The organism is Streptomyces sp. NPDC001351, from assembly GCF_042896045.1.
GTDB lineage: Bacteria > Actinomycetota > Actinomycetes > Streptomycetales > Streptomycetaceae > Streptomyces.
Map to the genome: position 1 here is coordinate 539,522 of NZ_JBIAWS010000008.1, position 20,844 is coordinate 560,365.

Annotated in this window: 21 protein-coding genes and 1 pseudogene; 12 read left to right on the forward strand and 10 right to left on the reverse strand. The window is 66.1% G+C overall.

Features of this window, described 5'->3' with window-relative positions; all coding sequences use genetic code 11:
• The 3 genes from ACFY1U_RS30660 to ACFY1U_RS30670 form a co-directional block, all read right to left on the reverse strand.
• On the reverse strand, nt 1-432 hold the full coding sequence (locus tag ACFY1U_RS30660) for a hypothetical protein (RefSeq protein WP_390697353.1): 432 nt from the start codon (nt 430-432) through the stop codon (nt 1-3).
• Nucleotides 433-1,091: 659 nt separating this feature from the next.
• A complete protein-coding gene (locus ACFY1U_RS30665; protein WP_390697354.1) occupies nt 1,092-1,874 on the reverse strand; it encodes a hypothetical protein in 783 nt (260 codons plus the stop codon).
• A 180-nt stretch (nt 1,875-2,054) separates the two neighbouring features.
• Nucleotides 2,055-2,843 (reverse strand): GntR family transcriptional regulator, encoded by a 789-nt coding sequence (locus tag ACFY1U_RS30670; RefSeq protein WP_390697355.1) that lies wholly within the window; start codon nt 2,841-2,843, stop codon nt 2,055-2,057.
• A 271-nt stretch (nt 2,844-3,114) separates the two neighbouring features.
• On the opposite strand from ACFY1U_RS30670, the gene ACFY1U_RS30675 reads away from it, so the two are divergent.
• The 6 genes from ACFY1U_RS30675 (at nt 3,115) to ACFY1U_RS30700 (ending at nt 7,916) form a co-directional block, all read left to right on the forward strand.
• A complete protein-coding gene (locus ACFY1U_RS30675; RefSeq protein WP_390697356.1) occupies nt 3,115-3,498 on the forward strand; it encodes a hypothetical protein in 384 nt (127 codons plus the stop codon).
• A complete protein-coding gene (locus ACFY1U_RS30680; RefSeq protein WP_390697357.1) occupies nt 3,498-3,974 on the forward strand; it encodes a hypothetical protein in 477 nt (158 codons plus the stop codon). Before ACFY1U_RS30675 ends, ACFY1U_RS30680 begins: the two co-directional genes overlap by 1 nt.
• Nucleotides 3,971-5,311 carry an FtsK/SpoIIIE domain-containing protein gene (locus ACFY1U_RS30685; RefSeq protein ID WP_390697358.1) on the forward strand — a complete coding sequence of 447 codons (1,341 nt, stop codon included), beginning with the start codon at nt 3,971-3,973 and terminating at the stop codon, nt 5,309-5,311. The genes ACFY1U_RS30680 and ACFY1U_RS30685 overlap by 4 nt, the downstream gene beginning before the upstream one ends.
• Complete coding sequence (locus ACFY1U_RS30690) at nt 5,308-5,499, forward strand: hypothetical protein (protein ID WP_390697359.1); 192 nt, start codon at nt 5,308-5,310, stop codon at nt 5,497-5,499. The genes ACFY1U_RS30685 and ACFY1U_RS30690 overlap by 4 nt, the downstream gene beginning before the upstream one ends.
• A gap of 470 nt (nt 5,500-5,969) precedes the next feature.
• The gene (locus ACFY1U_RS30695; RefSeq protein WP_390697360.1) at nt 5,970-6,305 is read left to right on the forward strand and encodes an SH3 domain-containing protein; all 336 of its coding nucleotides are present in this window, start codon (nt 5,970-5,972) and stop codon (nt 6,303-6,305) included.
• A gap of 159 nt (nt 6,306-6,464) precedes the next feature.
• Nucleotides 6,465-7,916, forward strand: coding sequence for a replication initiator (locus ACFY1U_RS30700; protein ID WP_390697361.1), 1,452 nt, complete (start codon nt 6,465-6,467; stop codon nt 7,914-7,916).
• A gap of 170 nt (nt 7,917-8,086) precedes the next feature.
• Here the strand turns inward: ACFY1U_RS30700 and ACFY1U_RS30705 are convergent, their stop codons facing one another.
• Nucleotides 8,087-9,817: a recombinase family protein gene (locus ACFY1U_RS30705; protein ID WP_390697362.1), complete on the reverse strand. Its 1,731-nt coding sequence runs from the start codon at nt 9,815-9,817 to the stop codon at nt 8,087-8,089.
• A 10-nt stretch (nt 9,818-9,827) separates the two neighbouring features.
• Between ACFY1U_RS30705 and ACFY1U_RS30710 the strand changes: the two are divergent.
• From ACFY1U_RS30710 to ACFY1U_RS30720, 3 genes and pseudogenes are all read left to right on the forward strand, one after another.
• A pseudogene (locus tag ACFY1U_RS30710) lies at nt 9,828-10,169 on the forward strand (NUDIX hydrolase); the annotation flags it as partial.
• Nucleotides 10,170-10,454: 285 nt separating this feature from the next.
• The gene (locus tag ACFY1U_RS30715; protein WP_390697363.1) at nt 10,455-11,282 is read left to right on the forward strand and encodes a hypothetical protein; all 828 of its coding nucleotides are present in this window, start codon (nt 10,455-10,457) and stop codon (nt 11,280-11,282) included.
• Nucleotides 11,283-11,394: 112 nt separating this feature from the next.
• Complete coding sequence (locus ACFY1U_RS30720) at nt 11,395-11,568, forward strand: hypothetical protein (RefSeq protein ID WP_390697364.1); 174 nt, start codon at nt 11,395-11,397, stop codon at nt 11,566-11,568.
• A gap of 28 nt (nt 11,569-11,596) precedes the next feature.
• On the opposite strand, the gene ACFY1U_RS30725 is transcribed toward ACFY1U_RS30720, so the two are convergent.
• Nucleotides 11,597-11,935: a metal-sensitive transcriptional regulator gene (locus ACFY1U_RS30725; RefSeq protein WP_390697365.1), complete on the reverse strand. Its 339-nt coding sequence runs from the start codon at nt 11,933-11,935 to the stop codon at nt 11,597-11,599.
• Between the two features lie 224 nt (nt 11,936-12,159).
• On the opposite strand from ACFY1U_RS30725, the gene ACFY1U_RS30730 reads away from it, so the two are divergent.
• Entirely contained in the window at nt 12,160-12,780 is a 621-nt protein-coding gene (locus ACFY1U_RS30730; protein WP_030941586.1) for a DUF47 domain-containing protein, read from the forward strand.
• 7 nt (nt 12,781-12,787) lie between these two features.
• Nucleotides 12,788-13,786, forward strand: a complete 999-nt coding sequence (locus ACFY1U_RS30735) for an anion permease (protein ID WP_390697366.1) — start codon at nt 12,788-12,790, stop codon at nt 13,784-13,786.
• Nucleotides 13,787-13,897: 111 nt separating this feature from the next.
• On the opposite strand, the gene pstB is transcribed toward ACFY1U_RS30735, so the two are convergent.
• The 4 genes from pstB to pstS all read right to left on the reverse strand — a co-directional run bounded on the left by pstB (nt 13,898) and on the right by pstS (nt 18,050).
• Complete coding sequence (gene pstB / locus ACFY1U_RS30740; protein WP_389086934.1) at nt 13,898-14,674, reverse strand: phosphate ABC transporter ATP-binding protein PstB; 777 nt, start codon at nt 14,672-14,674, stop codon at nt 13,898-13,900.
• Nucleotides 14,675-14,715: 41 nt separating this feature from the next.
• Entirely contained in the window at nt 14,716-15,780 is a 1,065-nt protein-coding gene (pstA, locus tag ACFY1U_RS30745) for a phosphate ABC transporter permease PstA (protein ID WP_390697367.1), read from the reverse strand.
• Nucleotides 15,777-16,781, reverse strand: a complete 1,005-nt coding sequence (gene pstC, locus ACFY1U_RS30750; RefSeq protein WP_390697368.1) for a phosphate ABC transporter permease subunit PstC — start codon at nt 16,779-16,781, stop codon at nt 15,777-15,779. The genes pstA and pstC overlap by 4 nt, the downstream gene beginning before the upstream one ends.
• A 138-nt stretch (nt 16,782-16,919) precedes the next feature.
• Nucleotides 16,920-18,050 (reverse strand): phosphate ABC transporter substrate-binding protein PstS, encoded by a 1,131-nt coding sequence (gene pstS, locus ACFY1U_RS30755; RefSeq protein ID WP_390697369.1) that lies wholly within the window; start codon nt 18,048-18,050, stop codon nt 16,920-16,922.
• 338 nt (nt 18,051-18,388) lie between these two features.
• On the opposite strand from pstS, the gene ACFY1U_RS30760 reads away from it, so the two are divergent.
• A complete protein-coding gene (locus ACFY1U_RS30760) occupies nt 18,389-19,945 on the forward strand; it encodes an FAD-binding oxidoreductase (protein WP_390697370.1) in 1,557 nt (518 codons plus the stop codon).
• 77 nt (nt 19,946-20,022) lie between these two features.
• On the opposite strand, the gene ACFY1U_RS30765 is transcribed toward ACFY1U_RS30760, so the two are convergent.
• Nucleotides 20,023-20,730, reverse strand: a complete 708-nt coding sequence (locus ACFY1U_RS30765; RefSeq protein ID WP_390697371.1) for a phosphatase PAP2 family protein — start codon at nt 20,728-20,730, stop codon at nt 20,023-20,025.
• Nucleotides 20,731-20,844 lie beyond the last annotated feature (114 nt).

Genomic DNA, 20,844 nt, shown 5'->3' on the forward strand with positions numbered 1-20,844 from the left:
CTAGTCGCGAGTGTGGCGCCGGACGTATGCGTGGATCAGGGCTTGGCGCTCGGCGTCGGACGCTCGCTCCAGCTCGATCGTGTCGCCGTCGATGGTCAGCGAGACACGGTGTCGTGCGGAGGACCTGCCCAGCCAGTCACGTACGGTCTCGATGAGCGCCGTGAACACGCCGCCGGATGCGCTCAGCGCCACGACGATGGCCCCGAGAGTGACGGCATCGGTGCCTTTCGCTGTGTCAGGGGCCTGGATGTTGGGGCCAGCGTGGACCGCGTCGACGTCCAGATCGGCAATCTCGGCCCTGAGCCGGCGAATCACCCGTTCCCCTGCCTCCGCATCCAACTCGGGATCGGGCAGGACGATCAGCAGCACCTCGATGCCATCGGGCGCCTGCTGATCCGCTTGGTGAATTCTCGACGAGAGGTCGTCTTGCATACCTTCATCCCCCGTGGCAGACCGTCGCGAAGCCGTGCCCTACAGTGTGACGGCAATCGGCCACGCTCGGAGGCAAGTTGGCGCAGCTGGTAGCCGGATCGGGAAAGAGTATCCGTTGGCGCAACGGCTGGCGCGACTCCTGGCTCTGAGGGCGTGCCTCCGTGCGGATTTTCAGTTGTGGCGGGGGCGCGGCGTGACGGGGAAGGTGAGCTGGCACGTGGCGGCGGGGGCCTTCAGTTCCTCACACAGCAGAGGGTGGTCCTGGTCGGCGTCGGCGGTGATGCGGTAGGTGATCAGGAGGGGGCTGGCGTCCCTGAGCCCGAGTGCGGCGCGCTTGTCCGGGTACGGGGTGCGGGCGGTGACGCGCCTCTATTTCCCAGGGTGTGATCGTGCCTGGAATGCTCAACGGTGGCGGTTCGTGTCCTCACTTACTCATAACACGAACCGCCACCGTTGAAGAGCTAATTCTTCCGCTTTACCCAGCCGAGCGCAAAGAAGACAGCCCCCGCGACAACAGCGGCCGCTCCAAAGATCTTCGCATAGTTACCCGAGGAGTGCAGTTGAGCGAAGAATGAGATTAGAGCGAGGAGGGCGAGAACTCCTACGGTCGTCGTGGCCACGACCTGCTTTATTGCTGGACTCATCAGAATTTCTCCATCTTAGCCAAATGGGTTACACACGAACCCGGTGGGGCCGACTGGACCGAGAAAGTACAGGATTGTCCAGCCGTCCTTGTGCTGGCAGACCTGTATTGCGCCCGCCGCGATGCCGAGTGCCGCCGCCACAATACCGGCGGTTTTCCCTCCGCCGAGATAGCTGGCAAGCGTCGCGATCCCGGCGCCGGTCCAGGCACCGCCTTCCACCTTGTTGGTCAGCCAGCTGTCCAGTCCTACTTCGATGCCGTACCAGTGAGTCTTTATGTACCCGTGGCCCCTGTGTGCGGCTGCCTGCTCGACGGCCAAGGCCTTGCGTGCGAGTGCCTCGCTTGGAGCAGACTCCGCCACTCCGTCACCAGACATCACGAGGTTGCCACTCTTGATGTCGCTGTTCACAGCGTCAATGTAGGCATTGAACTTGTCGAGGTCATCCTTCGGAACCTCGGCCAGCACGGAGGCCGGAGCGTCGATTTGGTAGCCGGCCTCTGAGTATGAGACGTAGCCGTTTAGCACGTGCAGCGGGCTGGAGGCCGGGGCGACCTCACTTGACGGGACCGGTGCGAGTGAAGCCGTTTGGTGGTCAGCTCGCGCGGTGACTCGAGTAATCTTCGAGGCTGCGATTGCCGTGCCGGCGGATCCCCCGATAAGCGTGCCCGTCATTGCAACGGCCAATGCCAGAACAGTGGCACGCGAAATCTTAGTCTTCAAATGTCTTCCTAGCTTTGCGCCGAATTGCGCCTTGCGGCGATTTCGGCCGTACTCATGACGGTTGGTCAGACTCGTCATGCACCCGCCATGTCGGGGTGCGACAGGGATTTTGGCAGGTCACGAAGGGATTGGTCAAGGTTACGGGTACAAGCGATCAAGGGGAAGGTTCGGGCGCATGCCGCCATGCAGTTTTCGGTTGCGCAGTGATGCGTATGAGAATTGCAAGAATAAAGTAAAAGGAAGTTTGACCGATCAGGATCAGCGGCGAGCGGTGCGCCGGGCGGCTGGCTTCGTCGGCGTCACAGGGAAGGTGAGCTGGCACGTGGCGGCGGGCGCCTTCAGCTCCTCACACAAAAGGGGACGTTCCTGGTCGGCGTCGGCGGTGATGCGGTAGGTGATCAGGAGGGGGCTGGCGTCGCTGAGTCCGAGTGCGGTGCGCTCGTCCGGGTACGGGGTGCGGGCGGTGACGTGGTCGGTGAACGAGAGGCTGAGTCCGGCTTCGGCGAGTTGGCGGTACAGGTCGCTGACTTCGGCGTCGGGCTGCTCGGCGAGTGAGGGCACGTCGGCGGATGTGGCCATGGGGATGAGGAGACGGTGAGCCATGCGGGCACCGGTTGCCGGGTCGTAGAGCATGCGGTCGACACTGATGGCGTCCTGGTCCTGCTGGCCCAACAGGAGTGCGGGGCGCCCGTCGAGCGCGGTGCGGCTGACGGCGGGCGCTTCCGCCTCGGTCGTCTCCGGAAGACTCCAACTTCCCTTCGCCGTACGGTGGATGGAGCGGACCACCTTGGTCTGGGGCATGGCTTCGCCCGAGGCGAGCACGATGGTTCCCTTGCCCTGGCGGGACTCGGCCAGTCCCATGTGACGTACCTCGGCGACGGCGGCCCGTGCGGTGGCCTTGCCGATGCCGTACATCTCCACCATCTGAGCTTCGGACGGCAGGAGTTCGCCGGGCTGGTAGCGGCCTCGCCGGATGTCGTCAGCCATGCGCTGAGCTACCTGCATGTACATGGCTGGACGGCGCTCGATGTGCTCTCGGGCTGCCATGGCGTGCCCCTCTCCGGTCGGCGGTAAGTCCTTCAACGGCGCTCCTCGTGGGGTGGAGCAGGGTTGGTGAGCCGGGTTGCTTGTCAGTGGTCCGTGGTATGGGCGGGCCTGTGCACTCATGAGGATAAGTGGTTGACCGACTGCCACACCACCCCGCCTAACTCATCCGGATAAGTGGTTGACGTCGCTCCGGGTGTCGAGTGAGGATGATCCCTCCACTCATCTGGATAAGTGGCTGGGTGGGTGTTGCTGAGAAGAGAGGTGAACTCCCATGGACAACAAGCCGATCGACACGGCCCGGCTGGGCACGATCCGCTGCGTGATCGCCCCGGAGCCGCGCACGACGCTGGAGGGCGAGCAGCGCCGGGACCGTGAGGGAAACCCGCTGTGGGTCACGGGCCTGTCCATCCGGCAGGCAGAGGGGCGACGCACGGACGTCATTCACGTGGTCACCAGCGGCCAGCCGACCGGCCTCATAGAAGGCGGCGAGGTCAAGATCACCGGCCTGATGGCCAATGAATGGGCGGTGGACGGCCGGACCGGTACCACCTACCGCGCCGACGCCATTACCCCCGTTCCGGGCTCCGGTGCCGTCTCGGGCCCGGCTGCCGCGGCGCCTGGTCCGCGCGGGAAGTCGGCCGGCGGTGACTCCTGATGGAGCGCTATTTCTGGCATCTGAACGCGGAGCAGGCGGACGGCATGGCCTGCGTGGTCTGCGGCGCGAACTTCCTGACGGCGAAGATCACGGCGGTTCCGGTGGGCCGGAATCCGGCGGACGAGTCGCAGGTGTTCGTCTGCAAGGAACCGTGCGCCGGAAAGATCGCTGATGACACTGAGCGCATGGCCCGAGCGATGCGGGCCGCTGCGACGGGCACGGCCAATGCGGTCGACGTGGACGACATGGCTGAGTGCGAGAACGGTGTGTTCTGCGTGGACGGCCATTTCGGCTCGCTGCTGCGCGACCTGAAGACGCTGTCCGGCACGGAAGCGCTGCTGACCACGTCCGACGAGACCTCCACGCTCCGCTTCCTCCTCTCCCTGACGGCTCGTCATGCCGAGACGGCCATGATGCGCGCCCGCCTCGTGCTGGCCCGCCTCAAGACCGAGGAGCCCAAGGAAGGGGAGGAATGATGCCCGCCTCCCTGGTCGTATGGATCCTGACCGCGTTGCTCATCGTCGGCGTCCTGACGCAACGCTGGTGGGAGCCTCGTCTTGAGGCGCGCGGTGTGCCGGTGCGGCGGTGGCCGTGGCGCTGGTGGCTGGTCGGCTACCCGGAAACCACGCTGCGCATCTTCCTCACGTGGCGGCGGCTGGCCTACCTCAACGGGTTGTCGGTGAGCATGCGGCCGAACAACCGGGTGATCGGCCGTGACCTCGTGGTGCAGGGAACCGCGCTGCGGCCGAAGCCTCCTCGCCTGTCCTGGCCGGTGCCCACGAAAACCGGGCTGATGCTGCGGGTCCAACTGCATCCGGGCCAGACTCCCGCGCCGTACTACGCGGCGGCTCGCGCCATGGAACACGCCTGGCGAGTGCACTCCGTGCGGGTCACCTCGCCCCGCCGCGGGCAGGTAATCGTGCAGGTCACAGCCATGGATCCGTTGAAAGGAGACGTCCCTGAGACCCGTTCGCCGGCACCTGTGCTCCTGGCGGCTGACGTGGGCCGCGTCGAGGACGGCGAGCCCTGGCTGATCGACCTGCGGCGCGTTCCGCACTGGCTTGTCACGGGGGCCACGCAGTCCGGCAAGTCCTCGCTCCTGGCCTCGTTGGTGCTCGCGCTGGCGCCTCAGCCGGTCGCCCTGGTCGGCATCGACTGCAAGGGCGGCATGGAACTCGGCCTGTTCGGCGGACGGCTCTCCGCCCTGGCGACCAACCGTACGCAAGCGGTCGGCCTGCTGGGCGGGGTCGTCGAGGAGATCCAGGCACGCATGGGCGTATGCCGGGCGCTGGGCAAGCGGTCCGTGTGGGAGCTGCCCGAGCCGGATCGGCCGGTGCCCCTGGTCGTCATCGTCGACGAACTCGCGGAGCTGTACCTCTCCGACGGTTCGCGGGAGTCCAGGGACGAGGCGGAGCAGTGCGGAACGCTGCTGCTGCGCGTCGCCCAGCTCGGCGCGGCGCTCGGCGTGCATCTGGTCATCGCCGGACAACGGGTCGGCTCCGACATCGGCCCCCGCGTAACCGCCCTTCGCGCACAGCTCGGCGGACGCATCGCCCACCGTGCACACGACGAGGCATCGGCGGAGATGACCCTCGGGGACATCAACCCGGACGCCGTGGTGACCGCGCAGAACATCACCGAGGACGAACAGGGCGTCGCCGTGGCCGCCATGGGCGGCCGGTGGATGCGGGCCCGCTCCCGCCTGGTCACCACTGCCGATGCGGCCGCAATCGCCCGCACGGATCCCCCGGTGAACCCGTTCCTGACCCAACCGGACCCCGTGACCTTCGACAAGGACGGAGTAGCGGCATGACACAGAACGAACTCTGGGTGATCGACACGTTCCTTCTGCTGTACGTGGTCCTGATCGCCCGGTCACGGGAAATCCGCTGGTATCAGGCAACCCTGATTTCCCTCTTCGGATTCCTGCTCGCAGGAACTCCGTTCTCATATCCCGTCTGGGAGATCGTCAAGATTCTCGGAAGCCTCTTTTTCGGCTGACCCCGGAAAAGAAAACCCCCAGAGGCGGCAACAGGGCCGTCTCGCCGTTCCGTAATTCAAAGGAGAAGAAGAATGCGAATCCCCACCCGTGTAGCGGCTGGTATGGCGTCCGCTGCCGTGCTCCTCGGCGGGGCCGTGACCATGGCTCCCGCTGCCAGTGCCGCAGAGACGTCGTGCATACCGAATTCCTATTACGAAATCAACACCAACGGTGTCAATTTCCGTACTGGCCCCGGCGCCACATACAAGTCACGGGGCCTGCTCTATAGGGGCGACTGGGGATGGAAGATCGACGCGAAGGGGTCCTGGGTAAAGCTGCGGCTCGGCGCTAAGTCGGCGACGGGGCTACCCAAGAATTCCGTCGGATGGGTTGCCAAGCGGTACGTGGATGACTGCGTGTAATGCAGGACGACTAAAAATCCACCGACCCCTGCATGGCCGACTGAAGAAACCAGATGAGGAGAAAAGAAATGAAGATCAGCCACAAGGCAGTTTACGCCGTTGCGGCAAGCGTGCTCGGTCTCACGATGACGGCGGTCGGTGTCGCCTCGACCGCCGGAACGGCGCAGGCTGCTTCCCTGCCGCAAGGGTGCGGCCTGATGTGGCAGGACTACTACAAAACGACGGAGAACGTGAATCTCCGTAAAGGTCCTGGAACAAAGTACACCTCCCTGGGAATCCTCACCAAGGGAACCCGAATTTACATGTACTGCAACAAGGATTTGTTGTGGTATTACGGCAAGGTGACCAGCGGCGCCAACAAGGGGAAAAAGGGCTGGGTCAGCGCGTATTACATTCGGTCGTAGAAAAGCGCTGACGCGTACCGCGAATCTCCCGAACATTGAAGCATTCACCCCTCCCTATCTCCTCTCCCTCGAAGCCAAGTCGAATTAATAGCTGAGACAAGCCAAAGCAGGAGTTGACCCATGAACGCCGTGCCCATCCCTCGTGAAAGGGGGCCTCCTATGTATCCGATGTCGGATGAGGCGCGGCGCTCAGTTCTCAATGAGGCTGAGCGTCTGCGCCTTCTTTCGTCTACCGAACGCGACCTGATCCGGCTCGTCCACGAACCCGGATTCCCGCGCTGGCTCGAACAGATCAAATCCATTGGCGGCTGTGCCCACCCCATCTACCTCGCGGGGCACACCACCATCCGTGACGCCGTGACGGGCGAGATTCTGCGGCGCTACGACACCAGCGAGGAACCCGGCGGGCGCATGCCGGTGCGCTGCCGCAACCGCCGGGAGACGCGCTGCGCCCCGTGCTCCTACCTGCACGCAGGCGACACCTTCCACCTGGTCCGCTCCGGCCTGCTGGGCGGCAAGGGCATCACGAGCAATGTCCAGCGCCACCCCCGGCTGTTCGTCACTCTGACCGCCCCCTCGTTCGGCCCGGTGCACGGTGTCAGCGGTCCTGAGGGGGCTCGGTGCCGCCCTCGACGGGACGGCGGCGTCTGCGAGCATGGGCGGCCCCGGGGCTGCGGACGCAAGCACGAGGACACCGATTCTGCGGTCGGTCAGCCGCTGTGCCCGGACTGCTACGACTACGCCGGACACGTCCTGTGGCACGCATCCGCCGGCTCACTGTGGAATCGCTTTTGCCGCACACTCAGGCGGCATTTGGCAACGGCCGCAGGAATCACACAAACCTGCCTGCGAGAACACCTCACCGTGTCTTTCGCGAAGGTCGCCGAATACCAAAAACGTGGCGCAGTGCACTTCCATGCGGTGATCCGGCTTGACGGGCCCGACGGTCCTGCCTCGCTTCCGCCCTCGTGGGCCACAACCGACCTGCTGACGGGCGCTGTGCACTCGGCTGCGGACTCCGTCGAGGTGCACACTCCGTACTCCCCGGCGACCGGTGAACGCGTCCTCAAGTGGGGCGAACAGCTCGACGTGCACCCGATCCGCAGCGACGCATTCACCGACTCCTCGGCGGTCACCGACAGCGCCGTTGCTGCCTACGTCGCTAAGTACGTCTCCAAGAGCGTCGGCGACGCGGGCGGAATCGACTACCGCATAACCGACTTCGACAGCATCCGGCTCGCCCCGGTGAACGCTCACCTGCGCGCCCTCATGACTGCCTGCTGGCGCCTGGGCGGCCTGCCCGAGCTGGAGGCACTGAACCTGCGGGCATGGACTCACACCCTCGGCTTCCGGGGCCATGTCCTCACCAAATCCCGCCAGTACTCCACCACCTACGGAGCACTGCGCGCAGTCCGCACGGACCACCAAAACGGGGGCGGCCTCCTCGTCCTGGAGGAGCGGGACCCCGTCACCGAGTCTGCTTGGCGCTACGTCGGCTCCGGGCACTCTCCGGCCGAAGCGGACATTGCATATGGCATAGCCGAAGACCTCGCGAATCTACGCGACATCAGACGAGAAATGATCGCCGAAGGGTGGAAATATGCTGCGTAAGGATCGCGCGGGATATTCTCATTCCGGTGGTGCGATAGATGAATCCGGGCAAGAGGTGCTGCAAGTAGAAAAAGCCCCCGGAGCAAAGCCGGGGGTTTGGAACGGGAAGACCATGATCCCGATTGATGAATGGGTTCGGGTCCAGTTGGAGAGAGCGCCCGATCCTGGACCTACGCAGCGTCGGGCCTTGGCGGCGATTCTGGGCCTTGATCCTGAGGATTAGCCTCCTTCTCTTTGCGCCAAGAGATTTGCAGAAGGTTGGGATCAAACGGCGCCTTGTCGCTCCGCTGTTTCGGCACTGGAAGAACTACAACCGAGACGAGAACTTGAGAAATGACCTCCTTTTTTTCGTCCAGTTCCATCTTTTCCCACTTCTTTCGACTCCAACCGCGGAGAAGATTTTTCCTGGACTCCGTCCGGAGATGTTCCTGCTCCTCATCCTGAAGGGTTTTAATGTTCCTATTGAGGGTCGTGAGCATATCGTGGACGTCACTCCAATCAACCTCTCCCTCTGCTACGGAGCCTTTAATTTTCCTGCGCTGAATAATTAGGCCATCAAGCTTTTCCTTTCCCCTCCATGGGGCAGTTCGGGGTTTGGTTCCTGAAAAGTGCTTGTCCAGATAAGACAAGACCAATTCCTCAAGAAACTCGTCCACTGGCGCGACTCGGCGACCTACACCCTTGCAATTAGCATCACCGCACCGGTAGTAGTCGCCATACTTAGCGTTCTTTCCGCTCGCCTTATTCCCATTGAGTTTCGAGTAGCACACCTCGTCGAGGTCATTGATTCGACCGCAACGAAGAATTCCTGAGAAAAGATACTTCCCTACGCGGCTAGGCTCTCCCCCTGACGCTTCGGAAGTGGCGGTGTTCGCCATCCCGCGATGAAGACGGTTCGCGTTCACTCCTGCCATGATCTGTTTCCAGGTTTCATAGCCCACCCCGTCAACTTCCGGATCGGCGTACTCCCACTTGCCCAGCCTAGGTTCGCCCGTATCGGGATCCGTAACGATTTCCCCGCCCAAAATTCGGCCACCCCACCAGGATGGATTAGCGACGGCGCCCTTCACTCCTTGCTCAGACCATTTGCCACCCCGAGCGGTGAGGACAGGGCTCCCGTCTTCGAACTTCTGCTTGTTAATCCAACCCGTGATATGGCGCCAAGAGCGGTTCTCAGCCCGCTTCTTGACCATCTGAATCAAATAGGGCCACTCAAGGTGGTTCTTCTTCTCGTTGCCAAGGCGGCCCTGTCGCTTATCCGATCCAAGCCAGCCAAAGCGGCGGGGGCCGCCGGGAACACCTCCCTCTTCAGCTCGATCCTTGGCGTTGCGCGTGGTCCTCTTCCGGATCTTGCGAACCTCAGCTTCACCCGTTCCGGAAGTCACCAAGCCAGCAATGATCGTTCCGTCATCATCGACGAGGTTGAGGGGCGTCTTGTCTTCGATGAAGGTCCCCGTGCCGTTCAGCACCAAGGCGTCTTGCAGGGCGATGAAGTCGCGGGGTAGCCGCCAGACTCGCTCGCGCTCAACCGCGATGCAGCCCTTGAGCGGGATGCCGGTCTCTTCCTCGTAGCCATGGGTGATGTCCTTGACCATCTGGAGGAAGGCAGGGCGAACTACCTCACGCTTCGCGGCCGTTAGGTTGTTGTCCTCGTAGCACACGACGACGGCGCAGTTGTGCAGAGCTGCGTTCCGCGCGTTGTTCTTGTGCTGGCGGCCAACCCCGATGGCGTCCCCCTTCAGCCGGTCGGCCGAGATGCGTGCCATGGAGGCGATCGGCGTCCTTCCGCCGAGCCACTCCTCGACCGTGCCGCCCTGGTCCAAGTGGGCTTGCAGCTCAGGTGAGATGTAGGAGCGGGAGAACGTCTTAGACGGACGTGCCGGGTTCCGGGTGTCAATCATGTAGGCGACTGTAGTGCACCGTGGTTACCGATGCTACGATGACTGGTCCCACCCCAAGGGCAAGCTGAAGCGGGGCGAGGACCACCTGACGGGCGCCCTGCGCGAGGTCGCCGAGGAGTCCGGCTACACGGCCGAACCGGGCGCCGAGCTGTCCACCCTGCGCTACTTCGCCAACGGCCGTCCCAAACAGGTCCGTTACTGGGCGGCCGAGGCGGTCTCCGGCACCTTCACCCCCACCACGGAGGTGGACCGCATCCTGTGGCTCTCCCCCGCCGCGGCCCGCAGCCGGCTGACCCAGTACCGCGACCGCACCCTCGTCGACGAACTACTCACGACGCTCCGTCACGCCTGAAGGCTCACATGCCCTTCGGCGTCCGCCCGGGCCTGGCTGCGTGCTCTGCGGGCAGGCCCACGCCACCCGCAGCTGCACCGGGCCATACAGAACCGGCCCTGTTCGACCGTCGTCGTGCGATGTTCCTGCTGCGCCACGCTGACAACGTTACCCACCGCCGGGCCGCATTCATCCAGCCGCCTCCGGCAGCGGAGCCGGTATGCGCGTGACGGCCCCACCCACCCGTCGTTATCCGGAACGACAGGGGGCCCGTGACGGACGTACCGGCTTGGGGGTAGAGAGGCGATGGCGGAGCGGCAGCACAGGGGGACGGTCGTCACGGCGGGACTGATGGTCTGTGTCTGCATGGGGGCCGGCGGCTGTTCCGGCACCGGGTCCGCCGCCGAGGACCCCCGCGCCTCCGATCCCGTCGAGATCCTGCACCGCGCCGCCGAAACCCTGGTGGAGGCGGGCAGTTCAAGGGCGACCACCTCGATGGAGATGGCCATCGGCGGCACCCGCGTCACCATCCGGGGCGAGGGCGACTACAACTACCGTCGGCAGATCGGCCGGCTGAAGGTGCAGCTTCCGCAGAGCCCCGCCGGCACCGACGACCACCGCCCGATCACCGAACTCCTCGCGCCCGGCGCCCTGTTCATGAAGAACCGGGGCGCGGGAGTGCCCGCCGACAAGTGGGTACGGGTCGACACGGCCACCCTCTCCGACGGCAATCTGGTGACCGGCGGCGCCACCGACCCGTACGCCGCGGCCGAGTTGCTGCGCGGGACACGCACGGCGACGTATCTCGGCCGGACCGAGTTCGCCGGTGTCGAGGTGCGGCACTACCGCGGCACCGCCGACCTCACCCTGGCCGCGCGGCACGCCTCGAAGGGCGTCCGGGAGGCCCTCGTGGCGGCGGCGAAAGGGTTCGCCACGGCTGAGGTCCCGTTCGATGCCTACCTCGACGACCAGGGCCGAATCCGCAAGATCCGGCACCGGTTCAGCTTCGTCAACGGCCTCCAGAAGGGCACCGTGGCGGTCGCCTCGACGACGCTGCTGTACGACTTCGGGGCCCCCGTCGACGTACGCCTCCCGGCCTCGAAGGACATCTACGCGGGGAAGATCGCCGAGTAGCGGGCCCCTGCCGGAGGATGAGGGACGGGTGTCAAGAACTAGCCCGTCCGTGCCATGCGCGGTGTGTAGCCGCTCCCTACTCTAGGAAGTCGGCAACGGCAGAGATGAGGTGATGCACGTGGCTCCGGTCGGCGGTACGGCAGTTCAGGACCACGTGGCCCTCGCCGAGATCGAGCTGTGCGGAGAGCTGATCATCGCAGCCTCGGCCGCGGAGGACCGGCTCAGCCTGGAGAGCATCGACGAGGTGCTGAAAGTGGCCGAAGAGCGCGCCGCCTCCGGCGACTAGCCGGAGGCGAGGCCCGCCCCCGGCAGGTTCAGGTGCGCAGCAGCCGGGCGATCGCCTTCGTCGCCTCGTCCACCTTGGCGTCGATCTCGTCACCGCCCCTGAGGGCGGCGTCGGCGACGCAGTGCCGCAGGTGTTCCTCCAGCAGCTGCAGCGCGAAGGACTGCAGGGCTTTGGTGGAGGCGGACACCTGGGTGAGTATGTCGATGCAGTAGACGTCCTCGTCGACCATCCGCTGCAGGCCACGGATCTGGCCCTCGATCCGGCGCAGGCGCTTGAGGTGTTCGTCCTTCTGCTTGTGGTAGCCGTGCGTCGCGTTCTGCGTGCTGTCGTCGGAGGGCGCCGTCGCGCCGGCCTCGGTGGTCGTCATCGCGTCCTCCCGTAAGACATGCGGACATATACCCCTGGTGGGTATATGGTATCGAACTTTGCTGGGTATACGGCCCTTGGTCCCTGCGTGGACCGGGCCTGCGTACCGCCCCCGTGCCGACCACTGTGCCCGATGGGCGACACTGGGGGACGGCCCATTAGCCGTGGCCGGATGATGCGCCTAGCATCACCCTGACCGAAACCGAAGCACCCCGAGGACCCCACGTGCGCTTTCGTCTGACCCCCAGGGAGACGAGCTTCTACGACATGTTCGCCGCATCCGCGGACAACATCGTCACCGGCTCGAAGCTCCTGATGGAACTGCTCGGGGCGGACGCACCTGCCCGGGCCGAGATCGCAGAGCGTATGCGGGCCGCGGAACACGCGGGTGACGACGCCACTCATGCGATCTTCCACCAGCTGAACTCCTCGTTCATCACGCCCTTCGACCGCGAGGACATCTACTCCCTCGCCTCGTCCCTCGACGACATCATGGACTTCATGGAGGAGGCCGTCGACCTGGTCGTCCTCTACAACGTCGAGGAACTCCCCAAGGGCGTCGAGCAGCAGATCGAGGTCCTCGCGCGGGCCGCCGAGCTGACGGCGGAAGCCATGCCGAACCTCCGCACTCTGGACAATCTGACCGAGTACTGGATCGAGGTCAACCGCCTCGAGAACCAGGCCGACCAGATCCACCGCAAGCTGCTCGCGCACCTCTTCAACGGCAAGTACGACGCGATCGAGGTGCTCAAGCTCAAGCAGATCGTGGATGTGCTGGAGGAGGCGGCGGACGCGTTCGAGCACGTGGCGAACACGGTGGAGACCATCGCCGTCAAGGAGTCCTGACCCCTCCATGGACACCTTCGCTCTGGTCGTGACCATCGCGGTCGCGCTCTTCTTCACTTACACGAACGGCTTCCACGACTCGGCGAACGCGATCGCGACGTCCGTCTCCACCCGGGCGCTGACCCCGCGGGCGGCGCTGGCGATGGCCGCGGCGATGAACATGCTGGGTGCGTTCCTCGGCAACGGGGTGGCCAAGACGGTCAGTGAGGGCCTGATCGAGACGCCGGAAGGCTCCCGGGGGATGGGCATCCTCTTCGCGGCGCTCACCGGCGCGATCGTCTGGAACCTGATCACCTGGTACTTCGGCCTGCCCTCCTCGTCCTCCCACGCGCTGTTCGGCGGCCTGGTCGGCGCGGCGCTCGCGGGCGGCACCGAGGTGCTCTGGAGCGGCGTCCTCGACAAGGTCGTCATCCCGATGTTCGTGTCGCCGATGGTCGGCCTGGTCGCCGGCTACCTGGTGATGCTGGCGATCATGTGGCTCTTCCGCCGGTCCAACCCGCACAAGGCCAAGCGCGGTTTCCGCATAGCGCAGACCGTCTCGGCGGCCGGCATGGCGCTCGGCCACGGCCTTCAGGACGCGCAGAAGACCATGGGCGTGGTCGTGATGGCACTGGTCATTTCCGGCCACCAGACCTACGCCGACCCGATCCCGGTCTGGGTGAAGATCGTCTGCGCCCTGATGCTGTCCCTCGGCACGTACGCCGGCGGCTGGCGCATCATGCGCACGCTGGGCCGGAAGATCATCGAGCTCGACCCCCCGCAGGGCTTCGCCGCCGAGACGACCGGTGCGTCGATCATGTTCACCACCGCGTACCTGTTCAAGGCCCCCATCTCGACGACCCACGTCATCACCTCGGCGATCATGGGCGTCGGCGCGACGAAGCGCGTGAACGCGGTCCGCTGGGGCGTCGCCAAGAACATCGTCCTGGGCTGGTTCATCACCATGCCGGCGGCGGCGCTGGTGGCGGCGGGTTCCTTCGGGATCGTGGACCTGGCGTTCCTGTAGGGGGCGGAGCCCCCAGGTACGACGACGGGCCCGCCCCCGGGAGCCAGGGGCGGGCCCTTCATCGTCCTCGCGGTGGCACCGCCATGCAGCACCGCGAGGGGTCTCGAGGGCTCAGCCGAAGCGGCCGGAGATGTAGTCCTCCGTCGCCTGGACCGACGGGTTGGAGAAGATCCGCTCCGTGTCGTCGATCTCGATCAGCTTGCCGGGCTGCCCGACGGCCGCCAGGTTGAAGAAGGCCGTACGGTCCGAGACACGGGCCGCCTGCTGCATGTTGTGCGTCACGATGACGATCGTGAACCGCTCCTTGAGCTCACCGATCAGGTCCTCGATGGCGAGCGTCGAGATCGGGTCGAGGGCCGAGCAGGGCTCGTCCATGAGCAGCACCTTCGGCTCGACCGCGATCGCCCGCGCGATGCACAGACGCTGCTGCTGACCACCGGAAAGACCCGAACCGGGCTTGTTCAGCCGGTCCTTGACCTCGTTCCAGAGGTTCGCGCCCTTGAGGGACTTCTCCACGATCTCCGCGAGCTCGGACTTCTTGTACGAGCCGTTCAGCCGCAGCCCCGCCGCCACGTTGTCGAAGATCGACATCGTCGGGAACGGGTTCGGCCGCTGGAACACCATGCCGACCTCGCGGCGCACGGACACCGGGTCGATGCCCTGTCCGTACAGGTCCTCGTCGTCCAGCAGCACCTTGCCCTCGACCCGGCCGCCGGGCGTGACCTCGTGCATACGGTTGAGCGTGCGCAGGAACGTCGACTTGCCGCAGCCGGAGGGGCCGATGAAGGCCGTCACCGAACGCGGCTCGACGGTCATCGAGATGTCTTCGATCGCCTTGTGGGCACCGTAGTAGGCGGTCAGTCCGCTTACGTCGATTCGCTTGGCCATGATTACGTCACTTCCAGAATTCTCGGTCGCATATGGCCGCGTCAGCGACCGGTCTTCGGGGCCTTCCAGCGGGCGATGCCGCGGGCCACCAGGTTCAGGATCATCACGAAGGCGATCAGGGTGAGCGAGGCCGCCCAGGCCCTGTCATACGACGCGTCAGCGCCTGCCGCGTACTGCTGATAGATGTACAGCGGCAGCGACTGCTGCGCACCCTCGAAGGGGTTGTTGTTGATGAACCGGTTGCCGAACACCAGCAGCAGCACGGGAGCCGTCTCACCGGTGATACGGGCGATCGCCAGCATGACGCCGGTCGTGATGCCGCCGATGGAGGTCGGCAGGACCACCTTCAGGATGGTGCGCCACTTCGGGACACCGAGCGCCAGGGAGGCTTCGCGCAGCTCGTTCGGGACGAGCTTGAGCATCTCCTCCGTGGAGCGCACGACCACCGGCATCATCAGGATGGCCAGGGCCAGCGAACCGGCGAAGCCGAAGGGCTCCAGCTGGAAGATCAGCATGAGGCTGAGGATGAACAGACCCGCGACGATCGACGGGACACCCGTCATGACGTCGACGAAGAAGGTGACGGCCCGGGCGAGCCTGCCCCGGCCGTACTCGACCAGGTAGATCGCGGTGAGGATGCCGATCGGCGCGGCGATCAGCGTCGCGAGGGCGACCTGCTCCAGGCTGCCGATGATGGCGTGGTAGATGCCACCGCCCGGCTGGGAGTCGGCGACGATGCCCATCGAGTGGGTCAGGAAGTAGACGTTGAGGACCTTCACACCGCGCGAGATGGTCACCCACACCAGGGAGACCAGCGGGACGACCGCGACGAGGAAGGCCACCCAGACCAGGCCGGTCGCGATGCGGTCCTTGGCCTGACGGCGGCCCTCGACGCTCGCGGCGATGACGTACGTGGCGACGAGGAAGATCAGACCGGCGATCAGGCCCCACTGGACCTTGCTGTCGAGGCCGGCGGCGAGACCGATGCCGATGGCCACGGCCACGGAGCCGGCGGCGATCGCCCAGGGCGACCACTTCGGCAGGCTGGCACCGCGCAGCGTGCTGGCGGGCCTTTCGGCGATGGCGGCGTTGGCGCTGTGGCTCATGCGTTGGCCCCCGAGTACTCCTTGCGGCGGGCGATGATCATGCGGGCCGCGCCGTTGACCAGCAGGGTGATGACGAACAGGACCAGACCGGAGGCGATGAGCGCGTCCCGGCCCTGCTCCGTCGCCTCACCGAACTTGGAGGCGATGTTCTGGGCGAAGGTGCCGCCGCCCGGGTTGAGCAGGCTGCCGTGGATGAGGAAGTCCGGGGAGAGCACGGTGGCGACGGCCATCGTCTCGCCGAGCGCGCGGCCGAGGCCGAGCATCGAGGCGGAGATCACACCGGAGCGCCCGAAGGGCAGCACCGACATGCGGATGACCTCCCAGCGCGTGGCGCCGAGGGCGAGAGCCGCCTCCTCGTGCATCTGCGGGACCTGGCGGAAGACCTCGCGGCTCACGTTGGTGATGATCGGCAGGATCATGATCGCGAGCAGGATGCCCACGGTGAGCATCGAGCGCGGCGTACCGCCGTCCCAGGAGAGGATGCCGGTCCAGCCGAAGTAGTCGTTCAGCCAGCCGAACAGGCCGTTCATGTGCGGTACGAGGATCAGCGCGCCCCACAGGCCGTACACGATGGACGGCACGGCGGCGAGCAGGTCGATCACATACGAGATGGGACCGCTCAGCCGGCGCGGGGCGTAGTGCGTGAGGAACAGCGCGATCGCGACGGCGATCGGAACGGCGAGGACCATGGCGATGATCGAGGAGACCACCGTGCCGAAGGCCAGGACCGCGATGCCGAAGACCGGCGGGACGGACGTGGCGTTCCACTCGAAGGTCGTGAGGAAGTTGCCGTGGTCCTTGCTGATCGCGAGGGAGGCACGGTAGGTCAGGAAGACCGCGATCGCGGCCATGACCACCAACAGGAAGATGCCCGACCCACGGGAGAGACCGAGGAAGATCCGGTCACCGGGTCGGGTGGCGCCGCGAGCCGCGCGCTTCTGTTCGGCGGTGGGCTGCGGGGCGGGGGGTGGCGTGTCAGTTATCTCTGTAGATGTGTCCATCGGGTTCTCCGGTCTGCGGAGCCTCACGCGGAGTGCGGCTCTGCGAAGCCGTACGGGACGTACGGCTCGTGGCGGCGGTGCACCGGACGATGCGGTCCGGTCCCGGGTTTTCAGGCCCGGGACCGGACCGCACTCGGATCAGCTGAGGCCCTCGATGGTGGTGCGGACCTTGGCGATGATGTCGGCGGGGACGGGCGCGTACTTCAGGCCCGGCAGCAGGGCCTGGCCGTCCTCGGAGGCGATGTAGCGCAGGAACGCCTTGGTGGCGGGCAGGGTGTCCGCCTTGTTGCCCTTGTCGCACACGATCTCGTACGTGACCAGGGAGATCGGGTAGGCGCCGTCGGCCTTGGTGTTGTAGTTCAGCTTGAGCGACAGGTCCTTGCCCGTGCCCACGACCTTCGCGTCGGCGATGGCCTTGGTGGCGCTGTCGCTGCTCGGGGCGACCGGGGCGCTGGCACCGGTGTTGATGCTGGCGGCCTTCACGCCGTCGGTGACGTAGGACAGCTCGAAGTAGCCGATGGCGCCGTTGGTCTGCTTGACCTGGGCGGCCACACCGGAGGACTGCGCGGCGGACTGGCCGCCCTTGGCCTGCCAGGCCTTGCCGCCGGAGTACTTCCAGTTGTCGGGCGTCGTGGCGATGAGGTACTTGGTGAAGTTGTCCGTGGTGCCGGACTCGTCCGAGCGGTGGAACGCCTGGATCTTGAGGTCGGGGAGCTTCACGCCCTTGTTCAGCGCGGCGATCGCCGGGTCGTTCCACTTGGTGATCTTGCTGTCGAAGATCTTCGCAATGGTCGGAGCGTCCAGGACCAGGTTGTCCACGCCGGAGAGGTTGTAGCCGAGCGCGATCGCGCCGCCGACCGCCGGCAGGTCGATGCCCTGGCCGCCGGAGCAGACCTTCTTCGAGGCGGCGACGGCGTCGGGCTTCAGCGCCGAGTCGGAACCCGCGAAGGCGAGCTGGCCCTGGGTGAAGGAGGTGACACCCGCACCGGAACCGCCGGCCTTGTAGTTGATCTGCACGCCGCAGGCCTGGGAGAACTGCGCCACCCACGCGTCGATCGCGTTCTTCTGCGCGGACGAGCCGTCGGAGAGCAGCTGACCCTTGGCACCGTCACACTTGATCTTGCTGGCACCGGTGGTGGAGGAGGCGCTGCTGCCGCCACTGCTGCCGCCGCCGGTGTTGTCCGAGCCGCACGCCGTGAGGACCAGGGCGCTCGACGCGGCGAGAGCACCGAGGGCGATGGCCCGCCGATTCATGCGCTGAAGCTTCACTTGAAAGAGTTCCTTCCAGGAGCCGCCGTCCTGAATTCGGCGGCGTGCGAGGTTTAAGTCCCGGCGACGACAGCACGCACCTTCCCCGAGGCACGACCCGCATCGCGTAGGGCCGAAATTAGGCAGACCAGGTGAAGGCGCCTACGGCCGGAAATGAACGGAAGGTGAACCCCTGCCGACGGTGTGGTTAGGTCACGGAACGCTTACGGGGAGGGCACACGAAGGTTCCGGCCTCTTGGTGTCTCCCTCCACGGTGACACAGCAGTGACACTTCCGCCGGAACCCGTGTGGTCGGCGGGCCGTCTCGTTCCCCGAGAGCAATCCGGGGAGGGCGCAACATGGAACGTCGTACGTTCATAGGGGGCGGCGCGGCCGCGCTGGCCGCGGTCGCCACAGCCGCGTGCAGGGGCGGTTCCGCCGACGCGGACACCAGCACCTCCACGTCGTCCGCTTCCTCCGGTACGGCGATCAGGTCGACGTCCGCGCAGGCCGCCGCCGCGAACTGGACCGCGCTCTCCCGTGACCTCGACGGCGCCCTGATACGCCCGGGCGAGGCGACCTGGACCACGGCCCACCAGCTGTACAACACCCGCTTCGACGGCCTGAAGCCCGCGGCCGTGGCCTATGTCGCCCACGCCGACGACATACGCACGACCCTCTCCTACGCCCGCGCCCACAACATCCGGGTCGCGATCCGCAACGGCGGCCACTCCTACGCGGGTTGGTCCTCCGGCAACGGCAAGCTGATCGTCGACGTCTCGAAGCTGAAGCAGATCCGGGTGAGCGGCGACCAGGCAGTCGTCGGTGCCGGCTCCAAGCTGATCGACGTCTACCGGGCGCTGACCGCGAAGGGCGTGACGATACCCGCGGGCTCCTGCCCCTCGGTCGGCGTCTCGGGCCTGGTCCTGGGCGGCGGCCACGGCGTGGTCTCCCGGGCGTACGGCCTGACCTGCGACAGCCTCACGCAGGCCACCCTGATCACGGCGGACGGCAAGCAGCTGACGGCCGACGCGACCGAGAACAAGGACCTGTTCTGGGCCCTGCGCGGCGCGGGCAACGGCAACTTCGGCGTCGTGACCGAACTGCACTTCAAGACCCACCCGGCCCCACAGGCCGTCTCGGCGTATCTGACCTGGCCCTGGTCGAAGGCCGCCGCCGTGGTGAAGGCCTGGCAGGAGTGGGGCCCCGACCAGCCCGACGAGATCTGGTCCTCCTGCCACCTGGAGAACGGCGGCTCGCCCACCGTGTCGGTCGCCGCGTTCTCCATCGGCACCTACGGCGAACTGCAGAACGCCCTCGACCGCCTGGTCTCCGCGGTCGGCGCACCGGCCCGCAGCGAGACGCTCAAACGGCACACCTACGAGGGGGCGATGGAGGCGTACGCGGGCTGCTCGTCCTTCCGCACCGAGGCCCAGTGCCACCTCCCCGGCTCCACCCCCAACCGCAACCCTGAGGGCGCCCTGGGCCGGGAGACCTACACGGCCCGCTCGGACTTCTTCGACCGCTCGATCTCCTCGGCGGGCATCCAGACCCTGCTGAGGAACATCAGCTCGGTCCCGGGCGGCGCGGGCAGCATCGCGCTGACGGCCCTGGGCGGCGCGGTCAACCGCGTCTCCCCCACGGCAACGGCCTTCGTCCACCGCCGCTCCCGGATGCTGGCCCAGTACCTGACGTCCTGGCGCGCCGGCACCACAGGCGGGGCGGCCCAGACCTGGCTGACCAACACGCACAACGCCATGCGCCCGTACGCCTCGGGAGCGGCGTACCAGAACTACACGGACCCGACCCTGACGAACTGGCGCCAGGCGTACTACGGCGACGCGGCAACCCGCCTGACGGCCATAAAGAAGCAGTACGACCCGAACCGCTTCTTCACCTATCCCCAGTCGCTGTAGCGCCCTGAAGGGGCGCGGGGAACTGCGCGACCAGCCACAACGTACCCGCAGACAATGACCGGCTTCGAGCGGAGCGCCTACGCAGCAAGGTCCCGCTCGTCCGCCCCCACAGCCTCATTCCGCGCCCCAGGGATCAACGCACCCTGCCCTACGGCAACCCGCCCCCGGCTCCGAACCAGCCACCCACCCCAAGCCGACCCCTCAACAGCCTTCATCACAGGCGTCAGCAACAACATGGCAACCGGCGAAAGCAGCAACGCCACAGCCGTCCCCAGCGCAAACCCCCCGACCACATCAGTCGGGTAGTGCACACCCATGTAAACGCGGCAGAACCCCTCAAGCAGCGCCAACCCGATCCCCACCAGCCCGAACTTCCGGTTGGCGACAAACACCCCCACCGCCATGGCCATGGTGATCGTCGCGTGATCGCTCACGAACGAGAAGTCGGTCTTCCCGGACACCAGCACATCAAGCCCGTCGTGCGTCCGAAACGGCCGAGGCCGCTCGACGAACCCTCGTATCGGTACATTCACCAGCACCGCCAGGGCCGCAGCGACCGGCGCCCACACCAACGCGGCGACGGACGACGCGGCGTCCTCGTCGCCCCGCCGCCGCACGGACCACCAGCACCACACCACCAGCAGCACCATGGCCAGCAGCAGCCCGTACTCGCCCACGAAGGAGACGAGCCGGTCGAACCAGTGCGGCGCGTCCTTGGCCAGGCCATTGATGTCGTAGAGCAGGTCGACGTCGGGGTTCGACCCGGATTCGGCGAGTCCAGCCATGGTGCTGAGGCCCCTTCGTCGTCTGCTGCCGGACGTACTCGCGCACGCCCGCTTACCCACCCCCGTGGTTGTAGGTCACGTCCTGGACAGCCACCGGGATGACTGTCGGATGAC